Origin of the sequence: Nostoc sp. KVJ20, assembly GCF_001712795.1 — a bacterium.
Taxonomy (GTDB): Bacteria; Cyanobacteriota; Cyanobacteriia; order Cyanobacteriales; family Nostocaceae; genus Nostoc.
In genome coordinates this window covers 1-15,614 of the sequence record NZ_KV757543.1, presented here as the reverse complement: position 1 = coordinate 15,614, position 15,614 = coordinate 1, and the positions used below count along the sequence as shown (strand labels likewise).

The window sequence follows — 15,614 nt, the reverse complement described above, 5'->3', positions numbered from 1 at the left end:
AAGCAGAAGTTACTCTACCAGATCCGGGTAATCCTGCCCACACAACCACGCTTCAAATTTGAGAACCCTTTGCCCCATTTGTCATGCCCTTAGACTTGATCAAAAACACGAGGGGATGAAAAGTAGGTTAGTCACCAAGGGCTTAATCCCAGTAAACTAGAAAAATTTTGTTCGGGATTAATTGCGTATGATTGAACACAGGTACAGTATCACAACTATATAATGCATAGTGCGGATTATTTCGATACCACACAGCGACGGCGATCGCACTGACTAATCACTCCTCAACCGCTCTGGTTACATCTGTGATGGATTTCAACTGTTTTTTATCTGGTCTAATCCATCAGAAAGTCTGCAAAAGGACTTGCCAATACTCCGCTACCTCTTCAGGGGTTGCTAAATATGATATTTTTGTTTTTGTCATGATTGTTTGGTGTTCTGAAAATTGACCAGGTACACAAACTCTAACCAGTGGCTAGCAATAGTTGATTTAAAGGTATTGAGCATTCTTGCTTGTCGCCCCAGCATTTCCGAGCGATCGCTATTCCCCCTCTAACAGCTTTCAAAACATAGCTTCGGAAGTGGGAACCAAAACCCGTTTCCTTAATTTCAGCTTGTGTAGCGATGGCCTGCTGTGCCAATTCCTCTAAAGACAATTGCTGCTGATATTTTTGATGAAGTTCCCACAGATGCGAACGCTGGTTTTCTGAAAGTAGGGGCCAAACTTCATTAATCTCGGCTTGGCTCACCGCAACTTCTCCCCAGTTAGAAATTTTTAGTAGTTTTTCAATTACCGCTTCTCTTGGTTGCTGATTTTCAACTGGTAACTCAACCGAGATGCCTGCTCTGGGCGTAGCCATCGCCTGATTTCCTGAGTTATGAGTGATGACCATTGACTCGACTTCTTCTGTTAGCGTCTGTGTTTTCTGCTTTGCGTACTGCTCTTGTAATGTAGTCAGCGTATTAATTTCGGTTTCTGTAACTGCTGACAATTGGCAATTGGGAATTGTTGCAAGTGCAAGGGCCTCTAGTTTTGCTTTGGCGGCTTTTTCTCTGGCTAGGATATCGCGCTCTACCCATGCCGTGAAAACTTCCTCTCGGCGATCGCTAACGGGAACAGCGCGACCATCGACCAAAACCAGATTCCCCTCATCATCTTTTTGGAAGTCTGGCGCGGCGACACCGTAAATCCAGACTTGGTTGCCTCGTGTTCCCTCTCGCCGCAATCGGGGGAATTTATACCCAGTAAGAGATGCTAGTTTTTGACAGACTTGCATGGGAGTATTTAGCTTTGCAAACATATTACTCTTAGCGCCAAGAATTAAGCTCAAATCGGACTGATGAGTTTTTGCTTTCTCAAATACTGCTTGTGCTAATGGGTGATTGTTGCTCAATCCGTCCGTTTCTCGAAGCTCTTTGTACCCAATCCAGTCTAAAGCATCAATTTTTTTCCCAATAAAGCTTTTATTAGTATCGGGAATAAAATAATCTCCACCGCCATTTTTTAAAGCGGTAGACATGACGTTTATTTCTCTATCCGGTATAAATTCCCTACCCACGCCAAGGTAGTAATCTAGTCGAATTATAGAATACCAGTTTTGATCATCTTTCTCTATTAATTCGGGAGTAACGGTCACGTTATAACGCCTTTCAATCTCACCTTTTCTGTGTTTTAACTGTTCGGACTCAGTTTTGCAATTTTGTTTATCTAGTTTCAAAAACTGTTCATCTGTAATGCTTTCAGATGCAGTTACATTCTCACAGTGTCCTGCATATTCTGATTTGCAGTTGTTGTAAATTTCTTGCTTAGTAGTCTCTACTTCTGCGGGTTCGGGTAATTCATCTGCGCTGACTACACAGATGATATGTCCCTCAGATTTCAAATCACTAATAATTTGCGATTCATAGCTATTCATCCCATCATTGATGATTGCCCCTAACTTCGCCCAAGTATTAATGCAAATGCTCTCAAAATTGCCTTCTATCGATTCCTCAAATCCTAAATCAACGAGCTTTTTAATATTGGCTTTATTCTTGATGTACTCACCTGCTAGTAATGCCTTGACACTATTGGAGCCATTGCCTACCCTATTGATGCCTACTGGATTAAGCCAGATATAACGGGGGACTGGAGGGCGATAACGTGATAAATGCTGTCTAACACCATCGGTAGTTTGTACGCCTTGAAAAATCCCAAAAACATAATCAAAATGCTTTTCTTCAATTGATACCCCAGTCTCAATGGTCGAGGTAGTTAGAACGAGGTCATAGTTTTTAATTACTTCATTTAAATCATCTGTACAGCCAAAAGCCGGATGACCAAGAGTAGTTGTACTTTTAGAATCAATTCGTAAAATTCTCAGGTGTGGTAGCAGTTTTTTATAGTACGCCTCCAAATTGCGAGAACCCCATTTAGAACTAGCCCGTTGTCCAGACAAAGCAACAAAGCACTTATCCCCATTCTCTAGTTTTTGGGTAAGGATTTTTACTAATTGTGCTGGATTATTACCCTGTACTAAATTTACCTGCCAAGGCTCTACAAACTGAAATGTATTTTCCACGAGAAAAGTGTCAATCTCTTGCCCGATCAGCCCTTTGATAAAGTCAATACCAATATCGTTTAAGTCAGCATCGGCAATGAAGATTTTCCCACCATAATTAACAACATTTTGTAGCAGGCGTTTGAAATTTTTGATGATGGCTACGCGATCGGTCTGACAAGTCGAACTGCTCAACAAATGCCAGATTAGCTGCATGATTTCATCCAAAATCAACCAGCACCCTTTCCACTCATCAGGGTTAAATTTGGCTTGGCTTTTTGGATGTAAGCTATCAATTACTAACCCCATTCCGAAATGTGAGCCTTGCTCAGTCTGCTTCACTTCGGTAATGAAAGGTAATCCCAGTTTTTTTACAAGCTGGGTTGCCAGTTGCACCCGATGGGTAATTACTAACACTCTCCTCTCACCAGCGCGAATTATCGGGTCAGTTAGCCACTGGAGTAAGTGAGTTTTTCCCGTGTTCTTTGGCGATTTCAAACCTATTAGCTGCTTACCCAAAGGAATAGCCAACTCACCCAAGTAACGCTGATTTAAGCTCAAATCTGGGGTGTATGTGAGCCGTCTTAGTTGCTTGGTATTCCATTCATCCAATTTCAGGGCATCGCAGTAAATAGTATCAAATTGGTCGCGGCCGTAAGCGGCTAGTACATCATCAATCCCTTTGCCTAATGCCAGATGCCACCCCATTACTCGGACTTCACAGCCACGCAAAGATAAAAGCTTGGCAGTTTTAGCGATCGCACCATTCACGCTTCTAACCGTGGTGCGCTTCACATCGGCATCGAAACAGAAATAAATTCGCCTGCCTGATTGAGCATAAGCGGCTAACTGTGGGATCAGGTATGGTGCGCCGTTATTTTCGCCGTATTCATCCTTTGGTTGGCGACGGCCTCCCCACACCCCTGGTATGCCGATCGCAACGTAACCACAAGATAAGATTGCAGCTGCTTTTTTAGCACCCTCGCAGATGATAACGGGAATTTGGGTATTCTCTCTCACCCATCGCCAAAAATCACCAAAAGGTAAACTTTGGTAATTCTCTAGTAGTGCCACATCGTAGCGGCGACCGATTAATTCCCAGATCCGGGCGGGAATCCGTAAGGCAAAAATTTCTGTGTCAACTTTGGGGGGATGCTCATACTTAATTGCCCTGCTGTTACCCTCATCTATTCTTGGCGTGTTGGGCTTGAAGCATCCCCAAAGGGAATCTTCACCGGTGATAATATTTATTCCACTACACCACCACCCACCATTAGAGAGGTGAGCATATCGCCGCATATCCCCATCGCGTAACCGCCCATCGTTACGGCGGCTGATTTTATCGGAGTAGAGCAAGTAATCAAAAGCGGCATTCCCTGACAGCGATTTGAAGTTAAGTGCCGCTATCTCACTGTCAATTGCACTCTCCCCCCACTCTTGCCAGTGGCTTGCTTCAAAATCTTCTCTGGCTGGCAAAGTATAAGGTGCGGATGGCTCTTTGAATCCTTGATAATTACTCAGTGCTTGAATTTCACTATCATGGTGATGGCTACGCTCAGAGCAGGCATCGCCTTGCACTATGTCATTTTGGCTGGAGACTACAACAACTCGATGGACTTTTCCATCTCTGGACTCAAGTCTTGAGATTTCATGCAAAGCCCAAGGGGTACTTCTGAGCTTACCTCGCTTGTTGAATTTTCTGAAAACCTGCCTTAGTTCTTGATTTAGTGATTTTTGGGGTGAGGCTATCTTGCCGAATCCTTTGTGATTCATACTGCCACCCCTCCAACCTTGGCTTCAATTTGGAGAAGTACGGCGGCCACCTGACTACTAAACCAGCCAAGCTTGACTAATCGCTGTAAGTAAAAGGACTCCTCTAAGTTGAGGTTAGGCGATCGCAGTAACTCATCCGGGTCGGGGCATGGTCTTAGAGCAACGTCACAGCAACCCGCTTTTAAATATTTGGTGCTAGTTCGGCGATCGCTTATATGGTTTGATAATTCCGAAATTCGAGATTCTTGATTGTTGGGGAAAGTTTGCGTTAGAATACTAGGCTTTTCATTCGCAAACCCCTGTCTGTCAGAAGTGAGGGGTTTATTCATTGGGTTGTCCTTTGTTGGTTTGGACAGCCCCTTAACTTTTAAATTTGCAGATTGTAGGGATTAGTCGGTAAGCTAGAAGAATATATAAATTCGTTAGACTTGCTTGTTGCATTGTCTTGGGCTGAAACGTCTGATAAACGTTTCTTTGGGCGTGTGTGCTTGTGCTTACCGTTGGTTAATCCTTGCGATCGCACTCAAAAAGCTGAAGGCTGTGTAGCTAGCATTTTTTTTGCTATTTATTCTGTGAATTTTAGAGAAATTGATAAAAATTTTATATCTTTTGTGTAGTCCTCAAAAATACGAATTATTGATAAGGCGATCGCTTTCCTTAAGGAAATCTCTTCATAATCCACTCCCACCATTGCGATCGCCTGAGCTAGTTTTGTGGATCAATCCGTGTTAGCTGTAGCAATATTGCGCCAAGCTGATTTAATGCTGCGTTAGTAGTGCGCTGGTGTTCTTCAAAGTTACGCTGATGTTGTTCATGGCTATCACGTAACTCAAGTAACACATCATCCAAAATCGCGCTACGAGCAAGAACTCGGTCAACGTTGCTGGTTAACTCATTTACGTTATCAGTCAAGTTGTCAATCTTTACTGTGAGGTTAGCTATAGCTTCAGTATTTCTGATAGCTAGATTTTCTATACGGTCAAGTCGGCTTGGTTGTTCTGGTGTATCTGTCATTTCCCTGCCTCAATCATCTTGGCGATCGCCTCTTTATCAAAACAGTCCAGGTAGCTTACCAGTTCTCGAAATTGTTGGTATTTCTCCTCAGCATAGCTATCGGGTGTAAAGCCTAAAACTTCACAGAATTTCAAATAGTCAGCCCGCCAATTAAAGTTATTTAGCGCTGTCGTAAAATTTTCTGCTGTTTCTAGTGCTTCTGGCGATATCTCTGGCTTTTCTGTGTCATGGGTTGCTAATGTTTCGTTCATGCGGCCCCCTTACCTTTGTCAGTTAAGGAATTTTTTTGTAGTAGATTGCGTGCCTCTAAAGCTTCTTCAATCAAAATTGCTGCTGTCTGACTTTGAGAGCGTCGTTCTATCCCTGCAAGGTTTTTGACAAGTTCGTAGACCTCATCAGTTAGCACTACATTCACTCTTCCACTCATTGTGTTATCCGTGTTCATCACTCTACCTCATGATACGTCTTGTAATTTAGAAATGGAATAACACATGTTGCACAATCTGTGTCATTAGATGTATGATGACACAAGAAGCAATCGATCAACAACAAGCCACTAATTAGCGTCTTACGAGTACCCCAACGACTTATAGAGTAAGGGGTTTAGCGATTAAGAGCGACATTGTGATGTGTACTTATTCTGATTGCTAGCTAGTTACTATCTGATTCACATTGATTACTGTAGTAAACCCATGAAACCTAGACGGAGCAAACATTCTACAGACATAGACTCATTCCTTGATTTCCCATCTACCAAGACATATTTAGCTGAGGTCTTGGGTGTTAGCCGCTCGACTTTGGTCACTTGGGAGAATTTAGCCTTCTGGAGAATCCCCAGTTTCAGAGATGCCTACCCCAAAAAAGCCGATAACACTCATGATCGCGAGTCGCCCTTGTCGCCCTATCAAGCATGGGTTTTGGGGAGAGTAGGGCGATTAATGGCTCAACTCCGACGCAGCGATCGCGTCAAAGGCTATATCGCCAAAAACCCGAATGATTTTTCTAGATACCGCTATCAGCAAGCATTCCAGCAAATCCAAAAAATCCAAAAGGGAGCGTAAATCATGGCAACACGGAAGAGAACCACAGCACCAACAGCAGACACAGTAAGCATTCATGATGCTTGCTTAAGATATATGACCACGGAACAGAGCTTGAGACTGGCTTTAAGCCATGTTCGCCCTGATGATTTCGACACTGTAAAGGCAGTTTCGGAATTAGATTTAGAAGCGATCGCCTCATACTTTCAGCCAGAATTGCCAGTTGTGGCTAGCACCTCAGAGTTACCTGAAAATTCACAAAATTTTACACAACCGGAACAGTCCGAAAGTTCACAAAATTTAACACAGCAAGCATCTGAGCCAGCCACAGAACAGCCACAAAATGCCCTATCCCGACAAGGGCAACAGCAACATCTAACAGCCCCTACCCAATCCCCAAACCCTAACACCCAACTGACGCTGATTGACCAGCTAACTAGACAAGCATCAGAAGAAATTGCAGCAGTAGACGCTATAGCCCAAGTTAAGAACCAACTGATTCTAAATAACTTGGCTGTGCGAGATGCGGAACTAACAGAGGGTATCAATCAGCACTGGCAACACCAAAAGCAAGGATATTTGGGAGCGATTAGAGATTTGGCTGGACTTGCACAGCAAAAGCCAGAAGTTACCCCAGATGAAACTGACCTGACCCAAGAAATTGAAGGCATCATCACCGAACTGGGAAAAAAGCTAATCGCGTGAGAGCGATCAACATCCTGTTATCTCCCCTCGACTTTGTTAACTGGTTATTAGAAAGAGTACTAACGCCATGACTTTTACAATTTCCGGCATTGAATCAGAGGTAAATATGAGCGGTAATTCCTTACCAGAGCTAGTTGCTCAAGCTCAGGAATTACTTGGGCAAATCCGCCAGCATCCACAGTTTAAAGGTTTGCGTTTCGATTGTGATGTAGCTTTTGGTGATGTTAAGCAATATTTCAACTATCTGGAATGGGCTGCTTCTGGTGACTCAGAGGTAGCTAAGTTTGAAGGTTTTACAGAATAATTCTTGCTGCCAACTCCACAGAACACAGTCGGTAGCAGATAAAGCCAGAATTAATGCTCTCAATAGTTTTGAGAGCTTTTAAGCATCAGATACCCGTCAATACTACCATGCAAGATGACTTAAACAGCCAAATTCAGGATGCAAAGACGGATGAAACAGAGCTAAATCTTGTCCTCAAAAAATACGATTTAGATGAGGAATTAGCGCTTGAATTTAGCGAAATCGACAAAGCATTTAGGCAATTGGAAATTAAATATCAATCCCTAGTCAACACCAGAAAATTTTTGAACAATGGCTAAAATTAACACTACAAAAGCAGCTGCTATTGCTGTAGCAGAAAAGTTGGCAGGACGTAAACAGAACTCGACATTTAGCACTAATTCCACATCTACCACATCATCTGCCACTATTCCGATAGATAGTCGCATTCCTGGCTTACTAACTGTCACCCCTGACTTAGTACCGGGAATGATGCCACCATTCCAGCCCAATCAGTATCATATTTCAGATCCGCTAAATCCTCCTGAAACTCTTCCGCAGGCAAGCCAAAGCCAGCTAGATAAAGGTATGAAAATCTATGAAGGTTCTACACGGGCATTGAAACTTACCGGAGCAGCGCTTGACCTGACACGCGAGAAATTCACTGTAATTGGTAAACACTCAAAGGCTTTTGGTGCTGGCATCCAAGCCGCTACCGAGATTGAGAAAGTCAAAGGGAATTATTTAGATTACCTTAATCAAAAAGAAGTAACTACCCAAAAATCAGTTGTTTTAGATGTCAACCAAGTGAAGACGGTTGCCGATACAAGCATTTCCGTTCATAGCAAAGACGAACTAAATCAAAAACTGTTGCAAGCCTCCATTAAAGCTGAGGAATCACGGCTAAAAACTGTTGAGTCTCAAGGGAAATTATCAAGCTTTAAGGCACAGTTAGGCGATTATATAGAGGTGAAGCAATGAAAGCAATACACGGGTTAGGACTTGGTGTATTTGGCTTCTGTACTGGCTTGGCATTTGCTTCTGGAGGGTTTACCAACGATACAGCCAAACTAATCTCTATGCTTGGTATAGGGGCGTTGCCAGCAAGTTTTATTACTTATCTAGTCGCGGATACTAAATCACAAAGACTATTAACCCATGCCGAAAGTAAGAATGAACAAGCAGGTCAAACTCTGCATAAAATCATCAGGGATTTTGAAAGGAGCAAGTCAAGGTTAGCCACTGTTACTAGCCAGCTAGAATCTTTGAAAGATGAACTCAAAGAAGCGAGAAATACCATCAACTCGTTAGGTCATAACAAACTAGAAAGCACAGCTCTCATTGCTCAACTGCAAGCCAAGTTAAATCAATTATCTACACAGACTCAAAAAGATACCCAGCGTATTGAATATCTGGAAAGTGAGACTGAGCAATGGGAATTGAACTTTAAAACTCAAGTAGAAGCGGAGGCTAACAAACGCTTTCAACTTGCCAAGTCACAGGAATTAGAAAAGATTTATCATGAACACGATTCTATTACCTCTGAAGCTATGCAGCTATTCAGAAGGTTGCAAAACTGGGGTGAGAAAGTACACCACGGGCATCAAAGTAAAGCTGAAATTATCAAGAGTTTGGCAAGTAGCTACAACGAAAATTTAGATGAGGTTGGGGAAGCGATCACCAGTGAGCGCCAAAACTATATAGAGCAAATCGAGCTACTGAACGAGCGTGTAGGTCAGCTACAGCAACAATTGCAAGGTGATTTATTAGAACCCGTGTATGGTGAATTTGGCTTTGATATCAACGGGAAAATCGCCAACGAAATAGCGCGTACCTTGTTTAGTGATCTCAGGCTAGCTTTAAGCGTTAAAGGGTTCCAGGTGAAGCCTGACGGCGTTGTAGACATTGGTTATGGGTATTCGCGCTCTGTGCATACTTTAGCCATTGTAGAGGCTATCAGCAAGCATTCTGAAACCCTGGCTAAAAAGTTAGGGCTATTCAAAATAACAAGCGTTCGCAAGCTGGAAATAACCGATTGTATTGTGGTCAGTTACCGTATGGGCCCAGCCATCAAAACAGATGAAATTAACCCTCTTTTATCACTCTCGACAAAGTATAATTAGGAGCGATCGCAAAAATACCAGACAGAGAGTATGGTTGAGCCTCGCCCACCTGCACCCACAGTAAAATTTGTGGACGAATACTGCCAGTTGTATCAAAACCTCTTTCCAGAAGTTAGAAGCTTTGAAGCTTTTAAGTACCTACACATGGGATGTGTTTCTGATATAAAACGTAAAACTCACGCCTGTAATAGCGAAAATTGTAGGGTTAGATAATCATCAATCATTACATCATTTTTTAACAGCATCACCCTGGGATGTACAAGAATTAAGGAGGCAAAGGTTAGAATTAATATTATATATACTTCAAGGTCGCCCAATAATACTAATTATTGATGAGACAGGGGATAAGAAAAAAGGAAATACGACTGATTATGTAAAAAGACAGTACATTGGAAATTTAGGTAAAACAGATAACGGTATTGTGGCGGTTACAGCATATGCAGTCTTATCTGGAATGACATTTCCTCTAATATTTGAAGTATATAAACCGAGGGAAAGATTACAACCAGGAGATAAATATTTAACCAAACCTGAAATCGCTGGGATAATGATCAGAAAATTGCGAGCAATGGGGTTTAGATTCAATCTGGTGCTGGCGGATAGTTTGTATGGTGAAAGTAGTAAAAATTTTTTAAGCGTACTAAATGAATTAAATCTTAATTTTATTGTAGCGATTCGCTCAAACCATAGAGCATGGGGAATTACAGACTCAAAAGTAAAATACTCAGATTGGCAAAGATTCAAGCGTGTTTTCTCGGATTTAAGTTCAGAGAATAGATATATTAGAGAGATAATATGTGGCAAAAAATCGGATATCAGATATTGGCAAATAACAACTGATAAAGAAGAGCTTCCGAAAAACACGACTTGGTATGTAATGAGTAAATATCCAGAAATTACCCCAAGAGAAGTTGGTAATTTTTACGGTCTAAGGACTTGGGTAGAATATGGTTTAAAACAAAGTAAAAATGAATAAGTATTGCTGATTTTCGCCTCACTCATTATCCACAAATAGAGAAATGGTGGGAAATTGTTTTTAGTGCTTATCTGTTGGTTAGTCAACATTGAGAACAACTGCTAAAATTACCACCACAATCTGAATCTAGATTTTCATCACATCCTTGGTGGAATCAAGGCAATGGTTGGAATAGTATTCTGAATAACCTCCGTTTGATACTTCAGCCATTTACACTATTTAACTTGATTAAACCTTGGTTAGCGGTCTTTACAGTCCCTAAGCTATCTGAGGGATTTTTTCAACTTCAAATGATTGTTAATAATCTGACTTGCTCAATTTTTCAAAACTTAAATATTCCTTATTTCTATTTTTCTTCTGCCTAGAGTGACAAAAGAGGGTTAAGCTGATGGTTGGGACTCCTGACGAATTTATCAACTATGTAGTCAGTCACCCTATCCGCTATCGGCTGATTGCAGATCCGGGCGTTGGTAAAACCCCAACCACTGCGGTAATGATTAGCGAAATTGTCAAGGCTGGATGCACTCGCGGCAATACTGGCAAGGGTGAGAAAGTACCTCATACTCTGGTTACGGTATCTTACCCCGGTGCTGTTGCTTCACTCAAAGATAGTAATTATCCTTTAGAGCATTTCCTTAAGTATGGCGACACAACAGCCGCGATTAAATCCTTTGATGATTGCCTAGACGACGGAAATTTTCGAGTTCAAAACCCCACATTCGCTGCTAACTTCTTTCAAATTTGGGCATGGGATGAATTAGATAACACGCTGAATTCTTGCAGTGAGCCATACAAGGCAGGGGAAAACCTCAAGAAGATTCTGAAACAGTTTGGTCATAATAACATCGGCTGGATTGTGTCGGGTCAATCAGTGATGACCAAACAAATCCCAGGTTTTACCAATGATGATCGGTCACTTTTTACCGAAATCATCATTGGTATTTCCAAAATTAGACATTACCTAAATACCTACGGAAAGGGCAAAAACAGCGAGTCTAACCTAGCTAAATTGACTCGCAATTTAGACGCTATCGAAGAATACATCGAACATAAGAATGAGCTAGTTACCGACGATGCCAGATTATTGAGAGTAGCCTTAGTAGTCGATTCTCGTTCACCTAAGCTTTATTTTTTACCTAATCTCGATAAAGTTAGTTTCAACTATTCATTGATAGAAGAGACAAAGCGACTGGCAAGAGTTGCCAAGTCCCCTGACACGGGTTACACGAGATTGACACGCGATACTTTAAACTCAAGCATAGCAAGCACTGACATGGTGATGTCAGCCGCGTCATTTTCCACTATAGGGGGTAACCGCCTTCAGGACACAAAGCCTTATTGTCCCCACTGTGGCCACGCAAATTTAACCATAAGAAAGGATAAAAGATATTACTGTTTGAACTGCAAAAAAGTAACAGTTTCTAACAAGATAGTTTGGAAATAAATATATGGACTTGGATAATATTACGACACTTATCTATCAGCCTAAAAATGACCATGAGCCGGGATTTATCTATTTAATGGAAGCAGAGGGTTATCACGGGCTAATCCCTGGCTGTTACCTTCGTCGTTGCAAAATTGGGTTATCTCGCAATCCAGAAGCTAGGCTTGACAACTTTCACCGTCATCAACCACCTTGCAATGTGAAGATTCTCAAGACTATTTATGTAGAGGATATGGCAGATGTAGAAGGCGAATTACATCAACAATTTAGCCGATGCAATGTTGAGTTAATCAAAAGTCAAGAGTGGTTTGATTTTAATCCAGTGCAATTTATGATGGTTAATTGGGAATTTGAGAAGCGATCGCTACACGTCTTTAGCATTAGCGACTTGCCAATTAAGCTAATCATTTTCAGCATGATCGGGCTATTGTCCGTGGGTGCGATCGCTGGCAGATTTACAAATCAACCAGTTAACTCCGTGATACAGCCACAAGAGAAATTGACAAAGTAAGCAAAATTAAGGGAGGTTGTTAGCCTCCCTTTGGGTTTTAGAACGGTGTGTTACCAGTCTCGTTTACCTTGGCGAGATATCCCCGCCAGTAGTCTCCATCCTGGCTTTTGGGTGGTAATCCAATCGCCGCGTCGAATTCTCCGTCAAAGTAGTCGCTAGTAGGTTGGAATTGTTGAGGTTTAGCAATTGTGAGTAACATGAGAATACCTTTTATTTTTAAGCTGCGGGTTAGTAGCCCGCTTTTTCTGTGGTTTTTTCAACCTGTTATTAATTTAACTAACAAGTTATTTGATGTCAATAACCTGTTAAAAAATATCTTACAGGTTATTGACATCAAATAACTTGTTAGTTAAATTAATAACAGCTTAGAAATAAAGGGGAGTCAGTCAGATGTCTAAAGCAGTTCAGGAACAAGTAGATCAACTCTTTGTTACGGTCAAAGATTTGCAAAGCCTTGAAGAGATCAAGCCACACTGTGAGAAGTTCAACGAGTGGATAAATACCAACACTAACTACAGCATTAAAAGCTTAGGCACTGTGCTGAGTCGGGCTGGCTTCTATAAAAAATTCAAGTCACTCCCATTAGAGCAAGGGAAAAACGCTGATTCTGTACCCAAGCATGATGCCAACGGCAATGTAACAGGTTATGAGTTGAAGCACTATGTTTTATTGCTGTGTGGTCTGGATAAGAAAGACTGGGAAGAACGCAACGAAACCACACGGGTAAGCTTACGCCTAGACAATGGTCAGGAAATTAGCCCAGACGAATATTTAGAGGTAACGGGTAAATTGCTAGAATCCCAAGACCTCCATGAGGTAGCAGTAGGGTTAATTGCTGCCACTGGCCGCCGTCCCCATGAAATTCTCGCTCGTGCCAAGTTTGCGGCTGTTGAGGGTCAAAGCTATCAGGTAATGTTCACTGGCCAAGGGAAGAAACGGGGAGATCAGCCAGTATTTGCGATCGCTACCCTTTACCCTGCTAGTTACGTCATCGAGCGGTTGAACTGGCTAAGAAAAGAACCATCAACTAAAGCACTTTTAACAGAGGTGGCTAACGAAAATCCTACAGATGTAGCAGCACAAAACCGCGCCATTGACAGCCGCCGCAACGGTTCACTTAACCGGGTTGTGCGTGCGTACTTTGGGGATAAGGGAGATAAAGCACCGATTCTAAATTTCCGACACGGGGAAGAACAAGACAACTGCAAAGCGCTCCGGGCTGCATATTTAGCGCTGGCTACAGAGAGGGATTGCCAGGGTTCAACAGGTTCTAAAATGCTCCATGCTGCCCGGAGTGCTGGTCACTTTGTTAAAGAGTCACCCACCGACCGAGATTTACAAAATCTTGTAACCACCTTGGGCTATGCCGACTATTACACAACAAAGCCTGTAGGGTTTCCAGATGCACCAGAGAAAGAAAAATTATTTCAAATTCGCGCTATTCCTGCTGATTTTGAATATCTCAAGGAATTACAGGGTGAATGGCAATTACCCAACCAGCAATCAGTAGTTAGCCGCTTAATTGAACACCACAAAAATCGTGTTGACGTTGCAAAGCTTCTGCAAGAAGCACAGCGCGTAACTGCCCAACTAGAGGCGGAAGTTAAAGAGTTACGGCAAAGCAATAACCAGTTAGAGCAAGTCAATAACCAATTAGATATAGCCAACAAACAACTACAACAGGAGAAAGCAGTAATGGAAACCACAGCACAGCAGCCCCAAACAGTTACTCTCAATGTTACCGAGTTAGATTCTTGGCTAGAGAAAAAAGTTATTGAGGTAGTGAACAAGGTAACTCACGGGGGAGCAATAGCACCTGCTACTACTGCCACACCTGCCAAGGTTGCACCCATCAAAGAAGAGATTGACTGGCAAGCCAAAACCGATGCTGAGGTCTGGGGAAGTAAAGCAACGTTAGCAGCTGTAGAAAAAATTCGTAGGTCTTATCAGGCTATCTGTTTGTATAACGATACTGTGGCAACTGGGGACTCAGATCGCCTCGCAATTACTAACCAAGCACTTAGAGATTTATCAGGCTGTAACGGTTTGCTGGTACGCGATTGGATTGAGCAGCACAAAGATGAAGTAATTAGCCATAATGCTAAGTTCGGCATGGAAAACAAGAAAGACCCTAGTAACCCTGCCAGCTATGCCAACAAAGGCAAGGACACAGATAAAATTCTGTTGCTGATAAATGAAGAATTTCTTAGTGGAGAAGGCTTTAAGGCAGGGAGAAACTAAAACGGCGTTAGTCGGCTGAATACTTGACTGTAGATGCTTTTAAGTGGATGTCGGGAAATAAGATTATAGCGATATAGTCCTGCTACCCGACCACGGTGATACCGAGTAGGTTAAACCCGCTCACGAAATAATCAGCTGTACATTAGCGTTCGTAGAATCTAGAAATTTCTCAATTTATTCTTTGTTACTCGACTAGAAGTAAGTGGTGATTTGACTTTATATATCCTCATCCTTTCGGCAGAGGATAGCTATCACAGCAATAGTCATGCTGTTTAATAGCAACTATTCTTCTCACCTTTTCCTTTGTGTTTAACAGAATCAAATTTTTGCTTCGAAGATTTATCCAAGGACTGAAGAGTGATTACTGGGCAGAAGTTACCACCCAATGCCCTGACTGCATCTACTATTTTGGGCCTTTTCAAAGTTTTGTTGAAGCGAAAGCTGCCTGCCCCGGATACGTTGATGACCTTAAAAGCGAGGGAGCCTTGGGGATAAAAGTCGTCGTTAAACGCTGCCATCCTGATGTATTGACGATTTTTGATGAACAAGTGAGCTAAGTAACAATAGGGCCTTGAGGATTTTCGTCAGCCGAAAATGAACTGTAAACTGTATCAGAGTTATCATGAGTGAATTAATTTTTGAGCCAGATAAGATTTATGAGTTTGCACAGATCGACAATTTTCGAGTGTCCTGGCGATTGAAATACGTAGAAACAGTTTTCAACCCAGTCAATAAAGAAATACGTTTACATTTTTATAAGCTAGAAGGTATTGAGTGAGGTCGAGGGGAAGTATTATCTTCCCCTCGACCTCACTCAATACCTTCTAGCTTATAAAAATGTAAACGTATTTCTTTATTGACTGGGTTGAAAACTGTTTCTACGTATTTCAATCGCCAGGACACTCGAAAATTGTCGATCTGTGCAAACTCATAAATCTTATCTGGCTCAAAAATTAATTCACTC

17 protein-coding genes and 1 pseudogene are annotated in these 15,614 nt (G+C 42.0%); 12 read left to right on the top strand and 6 right to left on the bottom strand.

All coding sequences use genetic code 11. The features are described from left to right. Positions 1–464: 464 nt before the first annotated feature. The 5 genes from A4S05_RS01475 to A4S05_RS01455 form a co-directional block, all read right to left on the bottom strand. Positions 465–4,313, bottom strand: coding sequence for a plasmid replication protein, CyRepA1 family (locus A4S05_RS01475; RefSeq protein WP_069068065.1), 3,849 nt, complete (start codon positions 4,311–4,313; stop codon positions 465–467). Then, positions 4,310–4,642, bottom strand: a complete 333-nt coding sequence (locus A4S05_RS01470) for a hypothetical protein (protein ID WP_069068064.1) — start codon at positions 4,640–4,642, stop codon at positions 4,310–4,312. The genes A4S05_RS01475 and A4S05_RS01470 overlap by 4 nt, the downstream gene beginning before the upstream one ends. Before the next feature lie 376 nt (positions 4,643–5,018). Beyond that, positions 5,019–5,327 carry a hypothetical protein gene (locus A4S05_RS01465; RefSeq protein ID WP_069068063.1) on the bottom strand — a complete coding sequence of 103 codons (309 nt, stop codon included), beginning with the start codon at positions 5,325–5,327 and terminating at the stop codon, positions 5,019–5,021. Next, a complete protein-coding gene (locus A4S05_RS01460) occupies positions 5,324–5,578 on the bottom strand; it encodes a hypothetical protein (RefSeq protein WP_084226940.1) in 255 nt (84 codons plus the stop codon). The genes A4S05_RS01465 and A4S05_RS01460 overlap by 4 nt, the downstream gene beginning before the upstream one ends. After that, the gene (locus A4S05_RS01455; protein ID WP_084226939.1) at positions 5,575–5,772 is read right to left on the bottom strand and encodes a ribbon-helix-helix domain-containing protein; all 198 of its coding nucleotides are present in this window, start codon (positions 5,770–5,772) and stop codon (positions 5,575–5,577) included. The genes A4S05_RS01460 and A4S05_RS01455 overlap by 4 nt, the downstream gene beginning before the upstream one ends. Positions 5,773–6,019: 247 nt before the next feature. On the opposite strand from A4S05_RS01455, the gene A4S05_RS01450 reads away from it, so the two are divergent. From A4S05_RS01450 to A4S05_RS01410, 9 genes and pseudogenes are all read left to right on the top strand, one after another. After that, positions 6,020–6,388 carry a hypothetical protein gene (locus A4S05_RS01450; protein ID WP_069068061.1) on the top strand — a complete coding sequence of 123 codons (369 nt, stop codon included), beginning with the start codon at positions 6,020–6,022 and terminating at the stop codon, positions 6,386–6,388. A gap of 3 nt (positions 6,389–6,391) precedes the next feature. After that, the gene (locus A4S05_RS01445; protein WP_069068060.1) at positions 6,392–7,072 is read left to right on the top strand and encodes a hypothetical protein; all 681 of its coding nucleotides are present in this window, start codon (positions 6,392–6,394) and stop codon (positions 7,070–7,072) included. Between the two features lie 67 nt (positions 7,073–7,139). Next, on the top strand, positions 7,140–7,376 hold the full coding sequence (locus A4S05_RS01440) for a hypothetical protein (protein ID WP_242064953.1): 237 nt from the start codon (positions 7,140–7,142) through the stop codon (positions 7,374–7,376). Positions 7,377–7,429: 53 nt separating this feature from the next. After that, positions 7,430–7,675, top strand: coding sequence for a hypothetical protein (locus A4S05_RS01435; protein ID WP_069068059.1), 246 nt, complete (start codon positions 7,430–7,432; stop codon positions 7,673–7,675). Further along, the gene (locus A4S05_RS01430) at positions 7,668–8,336 is read left to right on the top strand and encodes a hypothetical protein (protein ID WP_069068058.1); all 669 of its coding nucleotides are present in this window, start codon (positions 7,668–7,670) and stop codon (positions 8,334–8,336) included. The genes A4S05_RS01435 and A4S05_RS01430 overlap by 8 nt, the downstream gene beginning before the upstream one ends. Beyond that, positions 8,333–9,478, top strand: a complete 1,146-nt coding sequence (locus tag A4S05_RS01425; RefSeq protein ID WP_069068057.1) for a hypothetical protein — start codon at positions 8,333–8,335, stop codon at positions 9,476–9,478. The genes A4S05_RS01430 and A4S05_RS01425 overlap by 4 nt, the downstream gene beginning before the upstream one ends. A 30-nt stretch (positions 9,479–9,508) precedes the next feature. Next, positions 9,509–10,819, top strand: a pseudogene (locus tag A4S05_RS38455) (IS701 family transposase). Between the two features lie 23 nt (positions 10,820–10,842). Then, positions 10,843–11,898 (top strand): hypothetical protein, encoded by a 1,056-nt coding sequence (locus A4S05_RS01415; RefSeq protein WP_069068055.1) that lies wholly within the window; start codon positions 10,843–10,845, stop codon positions 11,896–11,898. Between the two features lie 4 nt (positions 11,899–11,902). Continuing rightward, the gene (locus A4S05_RS01410) at positions 11,903–12,409 is read left to right on the top strand and encodes a GIY-YIG nuclease family protein (RefSeq protein WP_256090778.1); all 507 of its coding nucleotides are present in this window, start codon (positions 11,903–11,905) and stop codon (positions 12,407–12,409) included. A 37-nt stretch (positions 12,410–12,446) separates the two neighbouring features. Here A4S05_RS01410 and A4S05_RS41255 read toward each other — a convergent pair whose 3' ends face one another. Beyond that, positions 12,447–12,608 carry a hypothetical protein gene (locus A4S05_RS41255; protein WP_176726887.1) on the bottom strand — a complete coding sequence of 54 codons (162 nt, stop codon included), beginning with the start codon at positions 12,606–12,608 and terminating at the stop codon, positions 12,447–12,449. Positions 12,609–12,799: 191 nt separating this feature from the next. On the opposite strand from A4S05_RS41255, the gene A4S05_RS01405 reads away from it, so the two are divergent. The 3 genes from A4S05_RS01405 to A4S05_RS41250 all read left to right on the top strand — a co-directional run bounded on the left by A4S05_RS01405 (position 12,800) and on the right by A4S05_RS41250 (position 15,428). Beyond that, positions 12,800–14,650 (top strand): protelomerase family protein, encoded by a 1,851-nt coding sequence (locus A4S05_RS01405; RefSeq protein WP_069068054.1) that lies wholly within the window; start codon positions 12,800–12,802, stop codon positions 14,648–14,650. Between the two features lie 326 nt (positions 14,651–14,976). Then, positions 14,977–15,207, top strand: a complete 231-nt coding sequence (locus A4S05_RS38450) for a DUF1816 domain-containing protein (protein ID WP_370684381.1) — start codon at positions 14,977–14,979, stop codon at positions 15,205–15,207. 65 nt (positions 15,208–15,272) lie between these two features. Beyond that, positions 15,273–15,428, top strand: a complete 156-nt coding sequence (locus tag A4S05_RS41250; protein ID WP_176726886.1) for a hypothetical protein — start codon at positions 15,273–15,275, stop codon at positions 15,426–15,428. Positions 15,429–15,614 lie beyond the last annotated feature (186 nt).